Annotated in this window: 17 protein-coding genes; 7 read left to right on the top strand and 10 right to left on the bottom strand. The window is 71.7% G+C overall.

Annotated features, from left to right (window positions below; genetic code table 11):
- Positions 1–519 precede the first annotated feature (519 nt).
- Entirely contained in the window at positions 520–2430 is a 1911-nt protein-coding gene (locus tag LRS74_RS11490; protein WP_277740919.1) for an ABC transporter family substrate-binding protein, read from the bottom strand.
- A gap of 311 nt (positions 2431–2741) precedes the next feature.
- Between LRS74_RS11490 and LRS74_RS11495 the strand changes: the two genes are divergently transcribed.
- The 4 genes from LRS74_RS11495 (at position 2742) to LRS74_RS11510 (ending at position 6731) form a co-directional block, all read left to right on the top strand.
- Positions 2742–3083, top strand: coding sequence for a hypothetical protein (locus tag LRS74_RS11495; RefSeq protein WP_277740920.1), 342 nt, complete (start codon positions 2742–2744; stop codon positions 3081–3083).
- A 62-nt stretch (positions 3084–3145) separates the two neighbouring features.
- Positions 3146–3973, top strand: coding sequence for a hypothetical protein (locus tag LRS74_RS11500; RefSeq protein ID WP_277740921.1), 828 nt, complete (start codon positions 3146–3148; stop codon positions 3971–3973).
- A 14-nt stretch (positions 3974–3987) separates the two neighbouring features.
- Entirely contained in the window at positions 3988–5967 is a 1980-nt protein-coding gene (locus tag LRS74_RS11505; protein ID WP_277740922.1) for a fumarate reductase/succinate dehydrogenase flavoprotein subunit, read from the top strand.
- Positions 5964–6731 carry a succinate dehydrogenase/fumarate reductase iron-sulfur subunit gene (locus LRS74_RS11510; RefSeq protein ID WP_277740923.1) on the top strand — a complete coding sequence of 256 codons (768 nt, stop codon included), beginning with the start codon at positions 5964–5966 and terminating at the stop codon, positions 6729–6731. Before LRS74_RS11505 ends, LRS74_RS11510 begins: the two co-directional genes overlap by 4 nt.
- Positions 6732–6861: 130 nt before the next feature.
- On the opposite strand, the gene LRS74_RS11515 is transcribed toward LRS74_RS11510, so the two are convergent.
- The 6 genes from LRS74_RS11515 to LRS74_RS11540 all read right to left on the bottom strand — a co-directional run bounded on the left by LRS74_RS11515 (position 6862) and on the right by LRS74_RS11540 (position 14580).
- Positions 6862–9477 (bottom strand): SpoIIE family protein phosphatase, encoded by a 2616-nt coding sequence (locus LRS74_RS11515; protein ID WP_277744706.1) that lies wholly within the window; start codon positions 9475–9477, stop codon positions 6862–6864.
- A 255-nt stretch (positions 9478–9732) separates the two neighbouring features.
- The gene (locus LRS74_RS11520) at positions 9733–10173 is read right to left on the bottom strand and encodes an ATP-binding protein (RefSeq protein ID WP_277744707.1); all 441 of its coding nucleotides are present in this window, start codon (positions 10171–10173) and stop codon (positions 9733–9735) included.
- 519 nt (positions 10174–10692) lie between these two features.
- Complete coding sequence (locus LRS74_RS11525; protein ID WP_277740924.1) at positions 10693–11085, bottom strand: (deoxy)nucleoside triphosphate pyrophosphohydrolase; 393 nt, start codon at positions 11083–11085, stop codon at positions 10693–10695.
- 63 nt (positions 11086–11148) lie between these two features.
- The gene (locus LRS74_RS11530; protein WP_144381315.1) at positions 11149–11325 is read right to left on the bottom strand and encodes an SPOR domain-containing protein; all 177 of its coding nucleotides are present in this window, start codon (positions 11323–11325) and stop codon (positions 11149–11151) included.
- Between the two features lie 232 nt (positions 11326–11557).
- Entirely contained in the window at positions 11558–13174 is a 1617-nt protein-coding gene (locus LRS74_RS11535; protein WP_347178123.1) for an APC family permease, read from the bottom strand.
- A gap of 653 nt (positions 13175–13827) precedes the next feature.
- A complete protein-coding gene (locus tag LRS74_RS11540; protein ID WP_277740926.1) occupies positions 13828–14580 on the bottom strand; it encodes a GntR family transcriptional regulator in 753 nt (250 codons plus the stop codon).
- A gap of 226 nt (positions 14581–14806) precedes the next feature.
- Here LRS74_RS11540 and LRS74_RS11545 point away from each other — a divergent pair, with 226 nt between their 5' ends.
- Positions 14807–16237: a M1 family metallopeptidase gene (locus tag LRS74_RS11545; RefSeq protein WP_277740927.1), complete on the top strand. Its 1431-nt coding sequence runs from the start codon at positions 14807–14809 to the stop codon at positions 16235–16237.
- A gap of 76 nt (positions 16238–16313) precedes the next feature.
- Here the strand turns inward: LRS74_RS11545 and LRS74_RS11550 are convergent, their stop codons facing one another.
- The 3 genes from LRS74_RS11550 to LRS74_RS11560 form a co-directional block, all read right to left on the bottom strand.
- Positions 16314–18812: a SpoIIE family protein phosphatase gene (locus tag LRS74_RS11550; protein ID WP_277740928.1), complete on the bottom strand. Its 2499-nt coding sequence runs from the start codon at positions 18810–18812 to the stop codon at positions 16314–16316.
- 654 nt (positions 18813–19466) lie between these two features.
- Entirely contained in the window at positions 19467–19997 is a 531-nt protein-coding gene (locus LRS74_RS11555) for a GNAT family N-acetyltransferase (protein ID WP_277740929.1), read from the bottom strand.
- Entirely contained in the window at positions 19982–21235 is a 1254-nt protein-coding gene (locus LRS74_RS11560; RefSeq protein WP_277740930.1) for a helix-turn-helix transcriptional regulator, read from the bottom strand. The genes LRS74_RS11555 and LRS74_RS11560 overlap by 16 nt, the downstream gene beginning before the upstream one ends.
- A gap of 245 nt (positions 21236–21480) precedes the next feature.
- Here LRS74_RS11560 and LRS74_RS11565 point away from each other — a divergent pair, with 245 nt between their 5' ends.
- Together LRS74_RS11565 and LRS74_RS11570 are read left to right on the top strand one after the other, a co-directional pair.
- Positions 21481–21903: an ATP-binding protein gene (locus LRS74_RS11565; protein ID WP_277740931.1), complete on the top strand. Its 423-nt coding sequence runs from the start codon at positions 21481–21483 to the stop codon at positions 21901–21903.
- Positions 21903–22460: a DUF6415 family natural product biosynthesis protein gene (locus tag LRS74_RS11570; RefSeq protein ID WP_277740932.1), complete on the top strand. Its 558-nt coding sequence runs from the start codon at positions 21903–21905 to the stop codon at positions 22458–22460. The genes LRS74_RS11565 and LRS74_RS11570 overlap by 1 nt, the downstream gene beginning before the upstream one ends.
- The last annotated feature ends 472 nt before the right edge of the window (positions 22461–22932 follow it).

Below are 22932 nucleotides of genomic sequence, written 5' to 3' on the forward strand. Positions count from 1 at the left end.
GCGCGCCCGCCGGGCAGATCACGCCACGGCCTCACCCCATCGTACGGGGCCGCCGGGCACTCGGCGCGCCCGCCGACTGTGAGCTTGACCGCCTCCGGCGCGCAAGCGCCTCCGGCGGGGGCCCAGACCGCGAACGGCCGGTTCGGCACCACGGGGCACCTCCGGCGGGGGCCCAGAACAGGAAACGGTCGGTTCGGCGCCGCCGGGCTGCGGCGTCGTGGCCGCTCCGCGTCGCGGCGGGATGGGGTGCCGCGAGCGCCCGTACAGCGCCGGGCCTCCGGCGGGCGCGGCATACGAACGGTCGGTTCGGCACCGCCGGACTCCGACGTCGTGGCCGCTCGCCGTCGCGGCGGGACGGGATGCCGCGACCGCCGCGAGCAAGTCCTACGGCGCGGGGCGCCTTCCACGGGGCCCAGAGCACGAACGGTCGGTTCGGCACCGCCGGACTCCGACGTCGTGGCCGCTCGCCGTCGCGGCGGGACGGGATGCCGCGACCGCCGCGAGCGAGCCCTACGGCGTTCAGCGGCGGAGGGTGCCCGGGGTGCGGAAGCCGATGTCCTGGTAGCGGGGGGTGGCGAAGCCGAAGGCGCCGGCGTTGACCACGTCCTTGCGGACCGCGACCAGCTCGGGTCGCTGGTAGAGCGGGATCGACCCGGCGGCGGCCCAGATGCGGGCGTCGGCTCGGGTCACCAGGGTCCGGCCGGCGTCGGCGTCGAGCTCCGCGACGGCCTGGTCGAAGAGCTGGTCGATCTGGTCGGTGCCGACCCGGCTGTAGTTCTGCTCCACCACCAGGGAGCCGTCGGCGGCTGCCTGCGGTTTGGCGAAGACGGGGCGGGCGTCGGTGGCCGGGAAGGCGGTGGCGGGCCAGGAGTAGAGGGCCAGGTCGAAGTCGCCGGAGGCGATGTAGTCGCGGAAGTAGCTGTCGTCGGCGACCGTGGTGATCTCGGTGCGCACCCCGATCCCGTCCAGCATCCGGGCGATCCCCTCGCCCGTGGCCCGCAGCTGCGCGGATCCCGGCCCGGACGGCAGCACGAACCGCAGGCTCAGCGGCCTGCCCTTGCGCATCAGGGTGGGGCTCGCGCCGCCGCGGGCGCCGGCCTCGCCGCCGCGGCCGTCGCTGTGGGCCTGGAGCGTCCCGTTCCTGCGATGCCCGGAGGGACCGACCGGCCGCCAGCCCGCCTCGGCGAGCAGCGCCTGGGCGGCCTGGGCGTCCCGGACGCCGACCGCGTCGCTGTTGTCCTGGTAGCCCTGCTGGGCGGTCATGAGCAGATGGCTGCCCAGGGGTCGCGCCGGCAGGCCGTGCGGCGCCAGGGCGGCCTCGGCCAGCGCCCCGCGGTCGATGGCGCGGGCCACCGCCCGGCGCACCCGGTCGTCGGCCAGCGGGCCGGAGGCGCCGTTGAGGGCGAGCTGGGTGTACGCGGGTTCCAGGGCGGTGCGCACGGTCAGCCGGCGCAGGGTGCCGCGCTCGGCCAGCTCCCGCTGGTAATCGGCGCGCGCGGCGGGCGGCCCGTACCGCCCCACCCAGGCGCGCAGCGCGGCCGCGGAGCGCTCGCCGTCGCTGAGCGGCCGGCCGGCGCGGCGGACGACGCCCGCGGCGGCCGGGTCGACCCCGGCCAGGTCCAGGTCGCCGGCGGCCAGCGCGGCGGCTCGCTGGTCGCGGGGGACCGCGCGGAAGACCAGCCGGTCCAGCCGGGCGGGCCGACCCCACCAGCGGGGGTTGCGGACGAGGGTGACCGACCGGTGGTCCCCTGTGGGCGGCCGGCGCATGGCGAACGGGCCGGCGCCGACCGGCAGCCCCTCCCGGGCGGCGTCGTTGAAGGCGTCGGGGTCGCCCATGACGCTCCGCGGGTACAGCGGCGTGAACAGCGCCCGCCAGTCCGCGTAGGGCTTGGCGAAAGTGACCTTGACCTGGCGCTTTCCCTCCGGCTCGATCTTGGCGATACGGTCGTAGCCGGCGTTGCGGGCGGTCCAGTAGGCGTTGTCGGTGCCGCGCAGCGCCTTCCACTGGGCGGCGAAGTCCGCCGTGCCGATCGGGCGGCCGTCGCTCCAGACGGCGTCTGGGTCGAGCTCGTAGACGACGACCTGCCGGGGCTGCCGCCGCACCACCTCCGCCGAGCGGAGGTAGTCCGCGTTGCGGCGTGGCCGGCCCCGCGGGTCCAGGGTGAAGAGCGCGGGCAGCACCGCGCCGGCGATCCGCTCGGTTCCGGCGTCGGCGTCGGCCTGGAAGGCGTTGAAGGTGCTGGGCGGCGCGTCCAGCGCCCAGCGCAGGGCGCCGCCCTGGCGCACCTGGGCCCGGGGAGCGGTGGCCAGGTCCTGGACAGCGGCGGTCGCCCCGGAGTCGCCGTCCGAGCCGCAGCCGGTCAGCACGGGCAGCGGGAGCAGGACCCCCGCGGCGAGCAGCGCGACACCGCGGCGCTTGTCGATGGACATGGCTCGTAACCTCCGGGATGTGACCGGCCAATGACACGCTTTGTCGGCTTTTGTCATGTTTTGCCGCTCATCGCATATACTGCTCACACACTGAAATCGATGGTTCACACGACGGCACGCCGACACGGCGACGGCGGGGTCAAGGCCACCTGACCGGACCAACGACTCCGGCGTGCGCATCGGCGCTCGACGGCGCGTTCACGCCGGTTGATCCCCGCAATCGCGAACGGCGTCTTCCCAACCACGTCAGAGACGCGCGACACTCGCTGTCGCATGAGCGTCGCCCGCAACCGCGGAAGTGAGGGCAAGTCATGTCCCTGAACGACGACTTGACAGCAGCTCAGCGCTGCCTCGATGACCTGGGGCGCGCGGTCGACCGGCTGGAACGGCAGGTCGGCGGCGGCTCCACGGACATCCGGCGCCTCCGCAGCGACACCGACCATCTGCGCGAGGACCTCGACCTGCTGCGCGCGGCCGCCCCCGGCGCCGGCACGCCGAGCGGCTCCGCGCCGGGCGCGGCCGGACGGTCCGCGCCCCCGTCGACGGCGAAGGGCCCGGACATGGTGCAGGTCCCGGACACCCCGTACGACCCGGCGATGTGGCGGGACTCCGACGACGAGGGGCTCGGGTACCGCGACCGCCACGCGCCGTAGGGACGCAGGCGCACGCTCAGCGCAGCCGCCCGAACCCCCACCACCGGACCGCGGAGTCCCTCTTGGCCACTGGTACGGACCCCCAAGCCCATGCGCGAACACGCGGCGTGCACGAGCCGTCGCGGGCCGCGATCCGCGAGCGCCACCTGCGCGGCGACCGCTGGTGGCTGGCCCCGGCGGCCACGGCCGCCGGGCTGCTCGCCTTCGTCGTCTACTCGACCTGGCGGGCCTTCGCCGACGCCGACTACTACGCCGCCCCCTACGTCTCGCCGTTCTACTCCCCCTGTGTGGCGGAGCACTGCGAGCCGATGCGCGCCGGCCCCAACTGGGAGATCGTGGGCAGCTGGTGGGGGCTCTCCCCCGCGCTGCTGATCCTGATCTTCCCGCTGGGCTTCCGGCTGACCTGTTACTACTACCGCAAGGCGTACTACCGCGGCTTCTGGTCCTCGCCGCCGGCCTGCGCCGTGCCCGAGCCGCGCTCCCGCTACACCGGCGAGACCCGCTTCCCGCTCATCCTGCAGAACAGCCACCGGTACTTCTTCTACGCCGCCGTGCTGGTCGCCGGCATCCTCACCTACGACACCGTGCTGGCCTTCCGTGACGAGCACTACGACTGGGGCCACATGGGCCTGGGCACCGTGGTGTTCCTGGTGAACATCGTGCTCATCTGGGCGTACACCCTCTCCTGCCACTCCTGCCGGCACATCATCGGCGGACGGCTGAAGCACTTCTCCCGGCATCCGGTGCGCTACCGCATGTGGGGCTGGGTCAGCAGGCTCAACGCGCGGCACGCGCAGTTGGCGTGGGCGTCCCTGGTCAGCGTCGCCCTCGCCGACCTCTACGTCTACCTCGTGGCCAGCGGCGCCTTCGACGATCCGCGGTTCTTCTAGGAGAGGTCCCACTGATGACGCACGTCGACCGGCAGGCATGGGACGTGGTGGTGATCGGCGCGGGGGGCGCCGGGCTGCGCGCCGCCATCGAGGCGCGCGAGCAGGGCTGCCGCACCGCCGTGATCTGCAAGTCCCTGTTCGGCAAGGCCCATACGGTGATGGCCGAGGGCGGCATCGCGGCCAGCATGGGCAACGTCAACGAGCACGACAACTGGAAGGTCCACTTCCGCGACACCATGCGCGGCGGGAAGTTCCTCAACGACTGGCGGATGGCCGAGCTGCACGCCCAGGAGGCACCGGACCGGGTCTGGGAGCTGGAGACCTGGGGCGCGCTCTTCGACCGGACCCCCGACGGCCGGATCTCCCAGCGCAACTTCGGCGGCCATGAGTACCCGCGGCTGGCCCACGTCGGCGACCGCACCGGCCTGGAGCTGATCCGCACCCTCCAGCAGAAGATCGTCTCCCTCCAGCAGCAGGACAAGGAGGAGTACGGCGACTACGAGGCGCGCCTGAAGGTCTTCCAGGAGTGCACGGTCACCCGCGTCCTCAAGGACACCGCGCCCGACGGCGGCCCCGCCACGGGCCGGGTGGCCGGCGTCTTCGGCTACGAGCGGGAGTCCGGCCGCTTCTTCGTGATCGAGGCCCCCGCCGTGGTGCTGGCCACCGGAGGCATCGGCAAGTCCTTCAAGGTGACCTCCAACTCCTGGGAGTACACCGGCGACGGGCACGCGCTGGCGCTGCTGGCCGGGGCGCCGCTGATCAACATGGAGTTCGTGCAGTTCCACCCCACCGGCATGGTCTGGCCGCCGTCGGTCAAGGGCATCCTGGTCACCGAGTCCGTGCGCGGCGACGGCGGGGTGCTGCGCGACAGCGACGGCAAGCGGTTCATGTTCGACTACATCCCGGACGTCTTCAAGGAGAAGTACGCGGAGTCCGAGGACGAGGCCGACCGCTGGTACGAGGACCCCGACCGCAACCGCCGCCCACCCGAGCTGCTCCCCCGCGACGAGGTGGCGCGCGCCATCAACGCCGAGGTCAAGGCCGGCCGCGGCTCCCCGCACGGCGGGGTCTTCCTCGACGTCTCCACCCGGATGCCGGCCGAGGTGATCAAGCGCCGGCTGCCCTCCATGCACCACCAGTTCAAGGAACTGGCCGACGTCGACATCACCGCCGAGCCCATGGAGGTCGGGCCCACCTGCCACTACGTGATGGGCGGGGTCTCCGTCGACCCGGACACCGCGGCCGCCACCGGGGTTCCGGGGCTCTTCGCCGCCGGTGAGGTGGCCGGCGGCATGCACGGCTCCAACCGGCTCGGCGGCAACTCGCTCTCCGACCTGCTGGTCTTCGGCCGCCGGGCGGGACTGCACGCGGCCCGACACGCGGCCGGGCTGCGCGCGGCGGACCGGCCGGTGCCGGACCCGGCCCAGGTGGACATGGCGGCGGCCGAGGCGCTGCGCCCGTTCAGCGCGGAGGGCGGCGCCGCCCAGCCGTCGGGCGACGGGCCCGCCGCCCCGGCCGAGAACCCGTACACCCTCCACCAGGAGCTCCAGCAGTCCATGAACGACCTGGTGGGCATCATCCGGCGGGCCGAGGAGATGACCGAGGCGCTGCACCGGCTGGCCGGACTGCGGGTGCGCGCCCGGCGGGCCGGCGTCGAGGGGCACCGGCAGTTCAACCCCGGCTGGCACCTGGCCATCGACCTGCGCAACATGCTGCTGGTCAGCGAGTGCGTGGCGCGCGCCGCGCTGGAGCGCACCGAGAGTCGCGGCGGCCACACCCGCGACGACTGCCCGGAGATGGACCGGCTGTGGCGCCGGGTCAACCTGGAGTGCCAGCTCTCCGACCCCACCGCCGGGCTCGCCGCCACCGATCCGCAGCGCGGCCAGATCCGGCTGGCCCGCCGGGAGACCCCGCCCATCAGGCCCGACCTGCTGGAGCTGTTCGAGAAGGACGAGCTGGTGAAGTACCTGACGGACGAGGAGCTGACCCAGTGAGCGGCTATCAGGCGCACTTCAGGGTGTGGCGCGGCGACGCCGACGGCGGGGCGCTGTCGGACTTCCAGGTCGAGGTGCACGAGGGCGAGGTGGTCCTGGACATCGTGCACCGGCTCCAGGCCACCCAGGCCCCCGACCTGGCGGTGCGCTGGAACTGCAAGGCCGGCAAGTGCGGCTCGTGCAGCGCGGAGATCAACGGCCGGCCGCGGCTGATGTGCATGACCCGGATGTCGGTGTTCGAGCGCGCCGAGACGATCACCATCACCCCGCTGCGGGCCTTCCCCGTCGTTCGGGACCTGGTCACCGACGTCTCGTTCAACTACACGAAGGCCCGCGAGGTGCCGTCCTTCGTGCCGCCGGAGGGGCTGGGGCCCGGCGAGTACCGCATGCGGCAGGAGGACGTGGGCCGCTCCCAGGAGTTCCGCAAGTGCATCGAGTGCTTCCTGTGCCAGGACACCTGCCATGTGGTGCGCGACTTCGAGGAGAACAAGGCCCCCTTCTCCGGGCCCCGGTTCCTGATGCGCGTCGCCGAGCTGGACATGCACCCGCTGGACGCCGCCGCCGAGCGCGGCCTGGACCGCAAGCGCACCGCCCAGGACGAGCACGGCCTGGGCTACTGCAACATCACCAAGTGCTGCACCGAGGTCTGCCCCGAGGGCATCAAGATCACCGACAACGCCCTCATCCCCCTCAAGGAGCGCGCCGTCGACCGCAAGTACGACCCGCTGGTGTGGCTGGGCGACAAGATCCGCCGACGTAAGTGATCCCTGTTCCCGGTCAGGGAACTCGTCCCGCCGTAACGGCGAGCCACCCCTACGGCGCGGTCCGGCCCGCCCCCGCGGGCGGGCTCCGGGAGGGGCCCACCGAGCCGCCGTCGGCTCGGCACCGCCGGGGTCAGAACAGGCTGAGCAGGGCTTCCACCTCGCCGGGGCCCGCGGCCTCCCCGCTGGGGAGGGCCAGCTCGAACCAGACGGTCTTGCCGCGGGGGGTGCGGCGGCTGCCCCAGGAGGCGCTGAGCAGGCCGACCAGCTGGAGCCCGCGGCCGCCCTCGTCGGTGTCACGGGCGCGGCGGCGGCGTGGCTGGACCAGACCGCCGTCCCACACCTCGCACACCAGCGTGCGGTCCAACAGCAGCCGCAGCCGGATCTCGCCCTCGCCGTATCGCAGGGCGTTGGTGACCAGCTCGCTGACGAGCAGCTCGGTGGTGTCCACCAGCGCTTCCAGCCCCCAGGTCCGCAGCTGCTCGCAGGCCAGCTCGCGGGCCCGGCCGACCGAGCGCGGCTCGCTGGGCAGCCGCCAGTCGCCGACCGAGCCCGCCGGCAGGCCCTGCACCCGGGCCATCAGCAGCGCGATGTCATCCTCGCCGTGCTGGGTGTTCAGGCGGGTCAGCACGTGGTCGCAGACGTCCTCCAGCGAGCCCTCGGGGCGGCCGAGGACGGCGGCGGCCGCGGCGCGGTCGCTCAGGGCCGTGCGGAACGCCGCCAGCCCCTCGTCCAGCGCGTGGTCACGGGACTCCACCAGGCCGTCGGTGTAGAGCGCGAGCAGGGCGCCGTCGGGCAGCTCGATCTCGGTCTCCTCGAACGGTTCGCCGCCCACGCCCAGCGGCATCCCGGGCGCCACCTCCACCAGCTCCGCGGGCCGCCCGGGGGCGACCATCACCGGCGGCAGATGGCCCGCGTTGGCGAAGGTGCAGCGCCGGGTGACCGGGTCGTAGACGGCGTAGACGCAGGTGGCGAGGTAGACCTCGGACAGGTCCGAGGGGCCGTCGGAGTGCGTGCCACCGCCGTGCGGGGAGCGGGAGCCGCGGGGGGCCGCGGACCGGGCTCCGGCGCGGGAGCCGCCGGGGGCGCCCAGGCCGCGGGCGATCTCGTCCAGCGCGGAGAGCACCTCGGCGGGCTCCAGGTCGAGCAGCGCCAGGGTCCGCACGGCGGTGCGCAGTTCGCCCATGGCGACGGCGGCGCGCAGCCCGCGGCCCATCACGTCGCCGACGACCAGTGCGGTGCGGTGCCCGGGCAGCTCGATCACGTCGAACCAGTCGCCGCCCACCTCGGTCGCGGTGTTGCCGGGCAGATAGCGGCAGGCGATGTCCAGGCCGGCCGCCTCCGGGTCGCCGGGGGGCAGCAGGCTGCGCTGGAGGATCAGGGCACGCTCGTGCTCCCGGCGGTAGAGCCGGGCGTTGTCGATGCACACGGCCGCGCGGGCGGCCAGCTCCACCGCGAGCGCGGTGTCCCGCTCGCCGAACGGCTCGCTCCCCTTCGTACGGGAGAACTGCGCCAGTCCGACCACCACGTCGCGGGCGACCATCGGCACCACCAGCGTGGACTGCGGTACGGCCGCGCCCAGTTCGGGTTCGGTCCCGTCGCGGCCCGCGACGACCCGGGCCTGGGCGGTGCGCAGGGCGTGCGCGCAGGGCGAGTTGAACGGGTAGCGGTGCACCTCACCGACCTGGATGGGCTTACGGGTGCCGTTGAGCGCGTCCTCCGGGCGCTCCACCCGACAGCGGTCGAAGAGTGCCAACGGGCCGTCGGAGACGGCGCTGGAGAAGGCGACCCGGCGCAGCTCCGCGCTGCCGTCGGCGGCTCCGGGCGGCCGCTCGTCGCCGGTCAACAGGTCCTGGTAGAGGTCGACCGAGGCCAGGTCGCAGAACTGCGGCACGGCCACGTCGAGGAGTTCGCGGGCGGTGGTCTCGAGGTCGAGCGAGGTGCCTATTCGGGCCCCGGCCTCGTTCAGCAGGGCCAGGTTGCGACGGACCCCGGCGGCCTCCAACTCGGCGCGGCGGCGGCCGGTGACGTCGGCGGCCAGACCCGCCACCCCGATCGGCCGGCCGGAGCCGCTGTGCAGCCGGTAGAGCGATATCGACCAGCGGCGCCGCTCCGGGCCGGTGGGGACGGTGCCGACCAGCGACAGGTCCGTCACCGTCTGCCCGGTCTCCAGGACTTGGCGTATCGCGGTGCTGAGCCGGTCGGCCTCGCCGCGCGGCAACAGGTCCTCCGGGAGCATGCCCCGATAGGCGTCGGCGGGGCGGCCGAAGACCGTCGCGAAGCGCTCGTTGACCCGCAGCATCCGCAGGTCCGTACCGCAGAAGAAGAAACCCAGGGGAGATTGACCGAAAACGGCCTGCGACGCCGCGAGGTCGGTCTCCAGGCGGCGCAGCGCGCCGACGTCGACGGCGACGCACAGCGCCGAGCGTTGGCCGAGCTCCGCGGCGGCGGGCATCACATAGATCTCCGCCAGACCGTAGCCGCGTGGGCTGTCGGGGTTGCGGTAGGGAACCAGGCCCACCCACTCGCGCCCGTCGAGGATCTCGGCGACCTTGCGGTGACCGAGATCACGCAGCTCGGGCGGGACGAACGCCTCCACCGGGTCCTTGCCGATCGCCTGCCGGGCCGTCAGTCCCAGCAGTTCGGCGGCGCGTTCGCTCCAGTGGGCGATGCGGCCGTCCGGCCCCAGCGAGAAGGACGCCACGCGGATGTAGTCGTAGATCGATCCAGGCGGGCTGCTCTGCCACATGGGTGGTACAGCCTTACCCTCGGGCATCTGCGCCCCCGCTGGCTTCTCGCTCACGCGCCCGTCCCCTCCGGCTCAGGTCTCGGACCGGCCTCAGATAGCTGAGTATCCAGTACGCCGGCTATCCGGAGCACGCCCTTCACGATCACAGCACGGTCTCATCGGCTGGTTCGGTTCCCACGGCCACATGTGCCCTCCCCCGCGGACCCGTGGAGTCGCCGGGGTCCGCGATCGATCGATCAGTGCTCCCCCTGTCTCCTAACCGGGCAGGGCGAGCTCGAACCACACGGTCTTCCCCGTCTTCTCACACCGGGTCCCCCAGCGGACGGACGCACAGGCCACCAGTTGGAGCCCGCGCCCGCCCTCGTCGTCCGGGGTCGCCATCCGCTCGTGCGGCGGGTCCTCCACCGGGTCGGAGACCTCGACCACCAGCACCCGGCCCTCGACCGGGGTGGCGCGGCTGCGCATGCGCAGGCTGATCGGGCCGCTGGTGTACCGCATGGCGTTGGTGACCAGCTCGCTGACCAGCAGTTCGGTCACATCGATGACGGTGTGCAGCCCCCAGTCCGACAGCGCCTCGCGGACCAACGCGCGGGCCGTGCGTACCGACCCCGCTTCCGCGGGAAAGCTCCATTCGGCGAAGACCGGCGTGGATGCCACGGCCTCTGCGGCCTCTGCGCTCTCGCTCACGCCGATCACATCCCCGACCGCCCATGCATTACCCACCGGATTGTCCAGCTTCGAGGCGGTTAATCAGCACATACCCGATAATCCGGGGCAACTATCGTCTGGCCGGGCGCACGGTGACACTTTCGGCACATGTTCTACGCGACGCTTACGCGCCCTTGACGCCACGACGGCCCACCGCGTGCGCGGGCCGGGGGCGAGCCGTGACACCCCGCCCGAGAGTGGCGGCCCGCCTCCACGGCGTGGGGCCGTGCGGCTCCGCACGCGGGGCGCGACGGCGAGCGGGACGGGACTGCGACAGGTTGCGGCAGGGTGCGGCCGCGGGCGGACGGGCCCCGGAGGCCGGGGGGCCGGTGTGGCGCGGCCGCGCCTCGGCGCATACCGGAGAACGGCACGACAGCCGCCGGACCCACGCGGGAGAGCGACACGGCGCCGGCTTCGGCCCGCAACGGGAGCACGGCGCCGGCTTCGGCCCGCACGCGTGTGACGGGCCACCGCTCGGCGGGCGCGCGGAATCCGGAAGGGCGGGCGCTACCAGGGCGAACGTGCGAGCGCGGCCGCGACCGCCGGGCGGTCCTGGTCCAACCAGTCCACCTCGTGGATCCGCTCCGGGGTCAGCCAGCGCACCTCGTCGTGGTCCTGGAGCGGCCGGGGCTCGCCCGCGCTCAGCCGGGCAGTCCAGACGTGGAGCACATAGCCGGGCTTCAGCGGCCACTCCCCGGCCAGCCGCTCCAGCGGCTCGACCTCGATGCCGAGTTCCTCGCGCAGCTCGCGGACGAGGGTCTCCTCCGGCGTCTCCCCGGGCTCGGCCTTACCGCCCGGCAGCTCCCAGCGGCCGGCGAGCTCGGGCGGAGCGCTGCGCCGGGCGGCCAGCAGCCGCCCACGGTCGAACACCGCTCCGCCCACCACCACACGCACCGTCATGCGCGGCACGATACGGCAGGCGCGGTAGCGCGCTCTCGGCGACCGCCGTACCGATCACGGCACCTATCGGGAGGCCGCCGTGCGCTCGACGACGTACAGCTGCTGGTGCCCGCGGGCCTGCAGCCGGTCGGCGACCTGCTGTGCCTCGTTCTTCGTGGCATAACGGCCGACGCGATAGCGGTTGCCGCTGTCGTCCTGGCGGATGACGAGCCATGGCAGGACGGCGCCGCTCTCACTCATCGCTAGTGTCCCTCCGCTTCGTACTGCTCGGTACGGCTCCGGCGTACGCCCCCTCGGGCCTGGTGGAAACCCCGATCCGCATATGCCTGAGCGTACGCCCAACCTTTACTCAACGGATACGGAATTTCACAAAGAGGAACGCATCCGGCCAGCCGCAGACGCCCCGCACAACGCGCGGGCCCCGCGCTCCACCCGGAGGTGGGGCGCGGGGCCCGGAAGCCTTCGGCCTGGGTCAGACGCCGGCGGGCGCCTTCTCCTGACCGTCCTCGGCCGGGGCGTCGCCCGCCGCGGCCTCCTGCTTCGACGCCAGCATCTCCTGCTCGACCGCCACGAGGGTGGGGTTGCGCCAGGCGCTCTGGACACCCCAGTAGTAGAAGGCCAGCGCGATCAGCGAGACGACGAGGATGTCCCAGCCGGGGGCGAGGTAGCCCTTGCCGCCGAACTCGGTGCCGCCGGCCCACGAGACCAGCGCCATGACCAGCAGGTAGAGCACCATCCAGGCGCCCGCGACCAGGTGCGGCTTCAGCTCGGCCCACGGCTTGCGCAGCTCGTACCAGGCCCAGATCGGCAGGCCGATCGCCATGATGAAGATGACCTTGCCGGTGAGCGGCCAGCGGGCCCAGTACATGACCAGCGAGCCGAAGATCATCGCGATCGGGGCGATCACCGGCATGGCGCGCAGCTTCACCGGACGCGGCAGACCCGGGGCCAGCCGGCGCATGGCCATCACGGCGACGGGGCCGGTGATGTACGAGATGACCGTGGCCACACCGACGATCTCGGCGATGGAGCCCCAGCCGCGGAAGACCGCCAGGAAGAGGAAGGCGACCGCCAGGTTGAGCAGCAGCGCCGGGCGCGGCACGCCGGTCTTCGGGTCGACCTTGCCGAAGACGCCCGGCAGGTGGCCGTTCTCCTGCACGCCGTGGATCATGCGCGAGGTGGTGGCCGCGTAGATCATGCCGGTGCCCGACGGGGACACGAAGGCGTCCGCGTAGAGCAGGATCGCCAGCCAGTTCAGCGACCAGGCGGTGGCCAGGTCGGCGAGCGGGGAGTTGAAGGTCAGTCCGCCCCAACCCTCGCCGCCCGCGAGGGCGTCGGCCGGAACGGCCATCAGGAAGGCGACCTGCAGGGCGATGTAGATGACCAGCGCGATCAGGATGGAGCCGATGACGGCCTTGGGCAGCGACTTGCCCGGGTTACGGGCCTCGGCGGCCATGTTCAGCGGCGACTGGAAGCCGTTGAAGGCCCAGACGATGCCCGCCACCGCGACGGCGCTGAAGACCGAGCTCCAGCCGTTCGGGGTGAACCCGCCGTGGTCGGTGACGTTGCTGGTGTCGAAGTGAGCCCACATCAGGGCACCCGCCGTCAGAACCGGGACGACCACCTTGAAGACGGTGATCGCGGTGTTGGTCTTGGCGAACAGGGTGATCGCGAACCAGTTCAGGAAGAAGTAGAAGAGCAGCAGCACGGAGGCCAGCGCGAGGCCGGTGCCGGACAACTCCTTCCCGTCGTACAGCTCCTTGGCCCAGCCGAAGTCCCAGGAGCTCATGTACTGGATCGAGGCGGTGGCCTCACCCGGGATCACGGAGACGATCGCGATCCAGTTGGCCCAGGCGGCGAGGTAGCCGGCGAGCGAGCCGTGGGAGTACTGGCCGTAGCGGACCATGCCACCGGCCTTGGGGAACATCGAGCCGAGCTCGGTGTAGGTCAGAGCGATGGTCAGCGCCACGATGGCACCGATCACCCAGGAGAAGATCGCGGCGGGGCCCGCCAGCGCGGCGGCGCGCTCAGCGCCGAAGAGCCAGCCGGAGCCGATGATCGACCCGAGGCCGACCGCGGTGAGGGCCACTGTGCCAAGTGACCGTCGGTAATTCGAGTGGGAACCCTGTTCGGTGCTGCTCAACGTTCCTGGCACTCCCTTCGCCCCTGCGAGTTGGGGCGCGGACGCCCCTGCGAGTCGGACACAAACCGCAGCATCCTATGAGCGAAAGGGATGATCGTCTTCCGCAAAAAGCCCCTGACCTGGCGTTCTGTGAGGTTTGCAACACTTCTCAACCCCGTCCGGCGCCGATACCCGGACGGGGTCGAGAGGGGCCCCGGGGGGCCGCCGAAGGGGGCCGCCGAACCCCCATCGGAGCCGCGACGACGGCCGCACTTCGGCAGATTATGCGGCGGACATGACAATCGACGGGGTGCGCCGTTGCGCCGCCGTTACGACACCGGGCAGGGCGTTAACTCCCGGCTACACCGCGGCACCCACACGACGCGGGGCCCATGACACGGAGCCATCAGGAGCCCATCACGACAAGGTGGGAACACGGCACGGGGACACCACACGGGGCGTCACGAGGCGGGCTCCGAGGAGGGGCGGGACGGCACCCCCGCCCCGCCCCGAGGGCGAGAACTCCGAACCGACCGACCCGGCGGCGCCCACCCGGCCTCAAGTCGGCCCACCGACAAGGTGTATGGGCGCCGAAGCGCCACCCCCCGGCGTATCACCCGTCATCTCACCGGCAGGTGATAGGCGATCCGATACCGCTCCGCCAGCGTCACCACGTCCGCCGTCTCGACCGGCCGTCGCCCCACGAAGAAGGTGCGGGACACGACGAGGACGGCGTGGCCGGGGACGCCGCCGAGGGCCAGGGTCTCCTCGGCGAGGCCGGGGCGAGCGCTGACCTCCTCGGCCACGTTGTCCACCACCAGCCCGATGGCGGCCATCCGGTCGACCACGCCCCGCCCGGCCAGCGGCCCCTCCTCGGGGAGCATCACGGGCGTGCGGCCGGTCACCGCGAGCGGCTCCCAGGAGGTGGAGAGCATGGCGGGCTCCCCCGCCGAGCGGAAGACATAGCGGGTGCGCATGACCTCCTCGCCCGGCTCGATGCGCAGCCGCACGGCGACCTCCGTGGACGCCGCCCCCCGCTCGCTGCTGGACTCCCACGTCCCGCGGCTCTGCTCGTCGGCCTGCTCCTGCCGGAACGGGGTGCAGCGGGTCGGGCTGCGATAGCCCGTACGGGAGAGCCGGCGCTGCACCGGCTGCTCGCGCACATAGGTGCCGGAGCCGGAACGCCCCTCGACCAGGCCCTCGGCCATCAGCACCTTGCGGGCTTCCAGGGCGACGGTGTCGGAGACCCCGTACACCTCCCGGATACGGGCCTGGGACGGTAGTCGGGCGTGCGGCGGGAGCTCACCCCCGACGATTTTCTTCCGGAGGTCGTCGGCAACTCGGAGGTATGCGGGCTGCTCACCGAAGGCCACGGGCACTCCCAGGGATTTGACAGTCGGCAACAGCTTGGCAACCCAGGGTTGCGAGCCGCAACTGGAGGCCAAAGCATCACCAGATGTGGTGAACCGCAGCTCAGGAAGGTTTAGGCGACGAGTGACATGAATCGGCGGTAAGCAGTTCGACAACGTCGCGACGCGCCAGTTGAATTGCAGTCAAGCGATCACGCGTCCGAACCTTCCGAGCCGAGGAGCGCCGTCCGTGCGTCCGTACGTGCCCCGTCGTTCTCCCCTGCGGGCCCTGTGCGGCGCGCTGTTGGTACTCGCCTGCGCCGCCTCCGGGTGCAGCGGCGACGCCGACTCCGAGGAGGGGGCCGCGCCCGCCCGCTCCGGTGCCGCAGGGGCCGGCGACCCGCTCTTCCCTAAGCTGGGGAACGGCGGCTACGACGTGACGCACTACGGACTGACGCTGGACTACGCACCGGACGACAACCACCTCAAGGGCACCGTCCAGATCACCGCCCGCGCCACCGAGCCGCTCAGCTCCTTCAATCTCGACCTGGACGGCCTGACCGTGCGCGAGGCCACCGTGGACGGCAGGGCCGCGACCTTCACCCGCGGCGGCACCGAACTCACGGTCACGCCCAAGTCGCCGCTGTCCAAGGGCCGGATCTTCAAGGCCAGCATCCGCTACGACGGCACGCCGAAGACCATCCACGACCCCGACGGCTCGATCGAGGGCTGGATCGAGACCGACGACGGCGCGGTGGGGCTGGGCCAGCCGACCGGCTCCATGGCCTGGTTCCCGGGCAACCACCATCCGTCCGACAAGGCCGCCTACGACGTCGACGTCACCGTGCCCATCGACTACACCGCCGTCTCCAACGGCGAGTTGGAGAGCCGGGAGGTCACCGGCGAGCGCACCACGTACCGCTGGCACACCGGCGAACCCATGGCCAGCTATCTGGCCACCCTCGCCGTCGGCCAGTTCGAGGTCACCGACACCGTCACCGACGGCGGCCTTCCGCAGTACAACGCCGTCGACTACGACGAGGTCGACGCCAGCCGGAAGGTCTCCGAACAGGTCTCGGAGATCATCGACTGGCAGAGCCGCCGCTTCGGCCCGTACCCGTTCTCCTCCACCGGCGCGATCGTCGACCGCAACCCGGACGTGGGCTACGCCCTGGAGACCCAGACCAAGCCGTACTTCGGCGCGGCCCCCGACGAGCTGCTGCTGGTCCACGAGCTGGCCCACCAGTGGTTCGGCAACTCCGTCACCCCGCGCTCCTGGCAGGACATGTGGCTCAACGAGGGCTTCGCCACCTACGCGGAGTGGCTGTGGGAGGCGGACCACGACGGCCGCTCGGCCGACGAGATCTTCCAGGACTTCTGGGACGGCACCGACGACCAGAGCGAGGGCATCTGGGCCTTCCCGCCCGGCAGTCCGCCCAGCGCCGAGGTGGTCTCGGACTCCCCCGTCTACGGGCGCGGCGCGATGACGCTGCACAAGGTCCGCGAGGCCGTCGGCGACGACACCTTCTTCTCCATCGTGCGCACCTGGCTGAAGCGGCATCGGCACGGCAACGCCGACACCAAGGCGTTCATCGCCCTGTGCGAGAAGGAGTCGGGCAAGGACCTGAGCGAGATCTTCGACGTCTGGCTGTACGGGAAGGGCAAGCCGGACCGCCCGTGAGGGCGGTGGGCACGGCCTGACGCGGCGCCGTCGACGACCGGGTCGCGGCGCTGTCGACGGTCGGGTCGCGGCGCCGTCAGGAGTGGGCTCCGATGTACGCGGTGAGCAGCAGCGCCACGTCGTCGGGGCGGTCCTCGGCACGACGGGCCTCCTGGACGACGGTGTCGGCCGTGGTCTCCAGGGTGTCGGGCGAGCCGCGGGCGAGGGCGTCGGACAGGGCCTGAATACCGGTTTCGATGTCCTGGCCGGGCTGCTCGACCAGGCCGTCGGTGTAGAGGGCGAGGATCCCGCCGCGGGGCAGTTCCAGCGGGGTGACGGGGTAGCCGGCATCGGCGTGGACGCCGAGCATGACGCCGCCGGGCAGGTCGAGGACGTCGGTGCGGCCGTCGGGGTGGCGCAGCACGGGTGGCGGGTGGCCGGCGCGGACCGCGTGGCCGTGGCCGGTGCTCGGGTCGAGTTCGATGTAGCAGCAGGTGGCGCAGACGCCGGCGTCGAGGTCGGCGAGCAGTCGGTTGGTGCGACCGACCACCTCCCGCGGGCCGATCGCGCTGGTGGCCAGGGCGTTGACGGCGCTGCGGAGCTGGCCCATGACGGCCGCGGCGGCGACGCTGTGGCCCTCGACGTCGCCGATGACCAGCGCGACACCGGAACCGGTCTCGATCACGTCGTACCAGTCGCCGCCGATCTCCATGCCCTGGGTGCCCGGCAGGTAGCGGCCGGCGGTGCGCAGTCCGGCGATCGGCGGCAGCCGGTGCGGCAGCAGGGCGTCCTGGAGACCGCGGGCGAGGGTGAACTCCGCGTCGTAGAGCCGGGCCCGCTCCAGGGCCTGGGCGACCAGTCCGCCCAGCGCCGTCAGGGCGGCGCGCTCGTCGGGGGTGAAGGTGTGCGGGGCGACGTAGCCGAGGATGCAGGAGCCGACGGGGTGACCGGAGGCGATCAGCGGCAGGAAGGCCCAGGAGTGCATCCGGTCCAGGGCGATGCCGGGGTAGGCGCCGGAGAGCCGCTGACGCGACTCGAAGAAGATCGGCGCGCCGGAGGTGAGGGCCTCCACGCCGGGTAGGTGGGCGTCGAGGGAGACGCCTTCGAAGGGGTCGAGGAAGCCCTCCGGGTAGCCGGACTCCCAGGCCAGGTGCATGCGCCGGTCGCGTACCAGGTACAGCGCCACCTCCTGTCCACCGAACGCGGGCAACAGCTGGTCGGCGACGGCCCGGCAGACCTCCCGCACGGTGACGGCCTCGGTGAGCACGCTGGCCATCTGCACGACGTGGTACAGGGCGCCGGGGCGGGTCGGGGTGAGCTGGGCCGTGGCGGTGTCGACGGGGGAGGACGGCTCGTGGGCCGTGGCGGGGGTGTGGCCCTCGTGGGCGGGCGGGGGGTCGCTGGGGAAGACGCGGCCGGTCAGGCCGTGGACGTCGGGGTAGAGGATGAAGCCGAGCCATTCGCCGGCGGGGTGGCGGACCAGGAAGGAGGTGGGCTCCTGGGAGAGCATGGCGGCGCGGTAGCGGTCCTCGTAGGCCGGGTCGGAGAGCCAGGTCAGCACGCGCCACGGGTACCGGCCGAGCAGCTCCTCGCGCGGGCAGCGCAGCAGCTGTTCGCAGCGGTGGTTGGCGTAGACGGTGCGGCCGTCCTGATCGAGGGAGAAGACCCCGTCCGGCAGCCGCTCGGCGGCCTCCGCGGCGGTGGGGCCGGAGACGGCGTCGACGACCAGGGCCAGGACGCGGTGGCTGGGCCGCCCGGCCTCGTCCGCTCCCCGCACGCCCCGCCCCCACAGCTCGATGGGCCGGTACCGCCCCTCGCCCTCCCGCACGTCGCTCACCCGAAACCTGCGGCCCCTGATCCACCGCCCCTCCCGGGCGTCGCGCTCGGCGGCCCGGAGCTCGGGCAGGTCGTCGGAGCAGACGCGGCCCTTGAGCCGGTCGATCGTGCCGTCGAAGTCGGCCGGGTCGATGCCGAGGACCGCCCACCCGTCCTCGTCGGCGGTGAAGGCCCCCGAGTCCAGGTCCCAGTCGACCATCCCCATCTCCACGGCCAGCACCTCGGCGGGCAGCCGCACCCCCACCGGATCGCCGTCGTACTCCAGCGGCCGGTCCGCGGGCACCCCGCCGAGCGCGGCCCCCACCGCCTCGGCGGCCGCCCCCAGCCGCATCCGGTCGGCATCGGGCGCCGCCCGCAGGCGGGCCGCCCGCGCGGTGGACCACTTCACGAAGAACACGCCCACGACCTCGCCGTTCGCCCGTACCGGCTGGTACTCGGAGGCGAAGGGGTAGGGCAGCCCCACCGACATCTGCGGAAACCGGCGCATGGTCTCCCCCTCGTCGGCCAGGTGCACCGGCTCCCCCGTCCGGTAGGCGGCCGACATGGGCAGCGCCCCGCTCACCGGCACCCGCCACCACGCCTTCATCAACGACCGCGGCACCCCCGCCACCACCGCGAGCACCAGCGACCGCCGGTCCGCCGAGCGCAGATAGACCCCGCCCCCGTATCCGCCCGCCGCCCGCACGGCGTCCACCAGATGGGCCGCCAGCACCTCCCCCACCTCCGCGCGGCCGCCGACACCCGGGCCTTCCACACCCATCTCGCGCCCTCCCGGTACGGACGCATACTCGTCCTACGTACCAGGATGTGCCACGGCGGGGTGATCGGCGCGGCGGGTTGCCGTCGTGGACTCTCGCCGCCCCCACCCTCCGTAACGGCGTGCGCGCGCGGCGAAGGTGCCGCAGACTCCGGGATGATCACCCTGCGGCCCGTCCTAGAGGTCTACCCCTGGACGGTTTCGCCCTCTGGCCGGTCTCCGCCCCCGAGCCGTACAGCTTCCCGCCGCTCCACGGCGCGCTCGGCCCCACCGAGGTCGGCACGGTGGTGATGGGCATCGCCGCCCGCAACGACACCGACCCCGCCGCCGACGGCCACCCGGCACGCCCCGCCGACCCGCCGACCCGCCGACATACGGCGGGGCTGGGCCACAGCACCGCTCACCCTCGGCGAGTGCCAGGCCATCGTCCTGCGATACGGCGCCGACCTCCCCGACACCGAGGCCGGCGCCCTCCAGGAGGTGACAGACCGGGCTGTCCGCTACCGGCTCGAACGAGGCGTAGGGAAGATCGCGGCGCACCTCAAAGGGCGCGACGTGGACGGGTACGACGCGCTCACGGACGCTGCGGTCTGAGCCACCCCGTCTTCCAGCACCAGGTAACGACCCGCCCTCTTCGACGTGGGGGCGGGTCGCTTCTCACCCTCGAAGGTTCTTGAGCATGACTGCGTACAGCGGAGAGTCGGCGAACGGCCGCTGTTCGCCGACCTTGGCATACCCCCAGGACTCGTAGAGGGCCTGCACCTTCGGGTGTGTTACATCCACCAGCAGGGTTGCGAGGTGTTCGGTGCGCTCCTTCAGCAGAGCCTCGTGGAGGCGAACGGAGATGCCCCGCTTCCTCCACCGGGGGCGCACCATGACCTCGGACACTGCATAGGTGGACGTGTAGCCGTTGTTCGGTTGGTAGTCGGTGGAGCGCCACCATTCCCGACCTGGTGCGAGCGGAGCCCCGTACGCGAACCCGGTCGGCTCATCGCCGTCGTACGCAACGACGCAGGAGAAGCCTTCCCGGGCCGTCCAGTGGTCCACGAACCAAGGGAACCGCTGGTTGAAGGGGGCATCCATGGCGTCGGCGTACGCGTCAGCATGCACACCGATGAGCAAATCCCGGAAGCCCTCGGGTAGGTCTCCGTGCTGGAAGTGACGCAGGTCGGTCATGCTCGACTCCATTCGGCTCGCATGCGGTCAGTCCACTCTCGCGCATAGGTGGTAGAGGGGGCTCTCACGATCAAATCTCGGTGGAAGTCCCCGATCAGCGTCCTCATACGGCCAGGGAGAGGCACTCCATCCATGATCGTGAAAATGTCAGTAGCCGTCGCTGTGGCCTCTTCGGTGTCGCCCTGGCGGAGCTGCGCGAGAGCAAGTTGAGCAGTTGTCATGGCGCGGTTTCTGCGAAAAGCGACCGGAATCTTTGCCAGCGCACTGTGCGCCATCGCCTCGGCGTGGTCGGGCCGGCCGCCGTGGCTGTGGACAACTGCGGCAAGGTGGTCCAACTCTGCGGGGCCGTAGAAGGCTGTCCAGCGGGGGCGCTCACGCCCAGTCGCCTTGACGAAAGCGTCTTGGGCTGCTCCGAGAGATCGCAGGGCGGCACGGTGGTCACCGAGGGCTGCGTACGAAAGCGCGACTCGGACCCGCCCCAAGGAGGAGAAGAAGGGATCTCTGCGCGCCGCCGGGGACGCTTGCGCTGCCTTCGCCGCGGCAAGAGCCTCGGGCCAGTTGCGACGCTGGTAGGCGAGCATCGACAGGTTGACCCAGACTCGCATTTCCGTTGGGCCATCCTGCGAAAGACCTGCGTAGGTCGTGGATTCGTGAAGGTACTGCTGGGCTTGATCGAGATTGCGCACGTCGATGCAAGACCAGGCCGCCATGGTGGTGTACTCGGCCACTAGTGCGAACAGCGCCCGCCGTACATGCTCGCTGGCGTTCTTCTTTTGCAGTTCGAGAACTTGAGACCGGCCGGCGATGGCGTCCTTCTCCAGCTTGGAGTGCCCGCCCATGCGGTCATCAGCCTCCACTAGAGCGTTCATCCCAGCAGCCGCCCTGGCCACGTCCGACATGCTCACGCTGCGACGCTGGGCCAAGAGGGGAACAGCCACGGCGGCGGTCGTGCCACCGGCCGTGGTAAGGAAGGTGCGACGCCGCACGGGGTCCTCCTGCGGTACTGCGGTGCGCGGTGCGGTGAACCCTAAGTCCTCGACAGGACAGCCGAACACCCGCTCCAGCGCGGCGCAGGTGCGGCCGATAGGACGACGCGACGTGCCGTTCACCAGGTTCCGGACCGTACGCGACGACACGTCACCTGGTCTACCGGTGATCTCCGCGATGGCATCGTTCATCTGGCGCGCCAACTCATCCTGTTTAAGGCCCAGTTCTTCCATCCGGCGCTTGAGGATGGCATTCACTCCCATGGCACCGACGGTAGCCGCGTCGTCACCGTTCGAGCCAGGGTGAAGATATCGGGATCGCAAAGTCTTCCGGTTCGATGTCATCGATTGAAGCGGACCTCTTCCTGTTCCCCTGCGGCCGCTGGTCGTTGACTCGATAGGGCCGTCGAGCGGACCAAGGGTCGCCCCTTCCCTCGGCGGCACGGAGGAGAGCCCGCCCCTGCGACCCCGTCAGGGGCGGGCGTCCCACCCTCGGAGGGAAGAAACCCTTGACCACGACCAAGAGCAGACCCAATGCAATCGGCGCCCCCGGCTACAGCGAGACGCTTCCCTGCGAGGCCGAGTCCGTGGGCCGCGCCCGTCGGCTGGTCAGCGCCGCCCTGAACACCTGGGGGCTCGACCACCTCATCGACTCCGGAACGCTGATCATCTCCGAGCTCGTCACCAACGCCACGCAGCACAGCGGGCGTGACGTGTTCCGCGTCGGCGTAAATCGGCCGACAGAGGGCCTTGTGCGCCTCGTCGTCAGCGACACGTCCCGCTCCAGGCCGAACCTGCGGCAGCCCGGCAACGATGAGGAAACCGGCCGCGGGCTGCTCATCGTCGAAGCCCTCGCCAACCGCTGGAACGTGGACTACCGCCGGTGGGGCAAGGTCGTGTGGGTCGAGCTGGATACCGAGGTGAATAGCTGATGGGTAGGCACGCAAAGCCTCGGAGGTTCACGCTCGTCCACCGTGCTATCTCGTCCGGCAGTTCGGAGGACCGACGGGAGCCCGGGGAAGCCTGGGGGCACGAGTTACCAGAACAGGGCTACCTGGTCCAGGACGCCTTGGAGCGGACGGACACCGACACCCTGCGGCGCTGCCTGGAGGCCATGAGGCGGCAGCTCATGTCGGAGCAGACCGACGAGCCGGTTCGCATCACCCGAGAGATGGTCCAGCACACGGTGGACTACGTACTCAGTGGCCAGCTCGAAGAAGTCGAGGACACCGACCTCGGCGCCATCGTGCTCATGCTGCGGGGCTACCTCACCGTCCTGGCGGACGAGGCTGAGTCGCTGTTGGACACCGGGCGCGCTGTCGTTCGTGAGATGACCGGGCGCGCGAGGAGAGTCGCGGACGAGGAGGGCGTTCCGAGCCGCGCGACGGCTCGGCATGTGGCGCGGACGGCACGCGACCTGCTCCACCTCCTAGCTATTGAGGGCTGGTGGGCGGCGCGCGCGAAATCCAGGGAGTCGGCCCGTGCATAGACGACAGATTGCACGCCCGACCGTGGTTCCGTATGTCGCATCTTGGGACAGCGACCTCCCAGTCGTTGAACGTGAGTTGATCATGCAGTATCGCCCGCGGCTTCGACCGCTGGCGACGGCATGAGACAGCCGCGATTGCGCTGGAGGCGGCGCAAGCAGCCTCTCTCGAACTACGAGCCCAACGTGCAGCGAATCCTTAACCCGCCCACCCGCACCTGGCCGAGTCGCATCCGTGGCGGATTCTGGGCGGCCGAGGAGTGGTGGTGCCGGCATGTCACTCATCGGGAGCTCTACCGTCGACTCGACGCCACGGGTCGCGCTTTTCGAGCCAACCTCCCACCGGAGTGGGACACGCCCGAATATGCGGAACGCAGCCTTGAGCGCATCAGGAATGAACTAGCCGCCAAGCACGCCGCGCAGAAGGGAGGCGCCACCGATCCTCCACCACCCAACTAGCGCTCTTTCTTAGGGA

Origin of the sequence: Streptomyces sp. LX-29 (assembly GCF_029541745.1) — a bacterium.
In the GTDB taxonomy this organism is placed as follows: Bacteria; Actinomycetota; Actinomycetes; order Streptomycetales; family Streptomycetaceae; genus Streptomyces.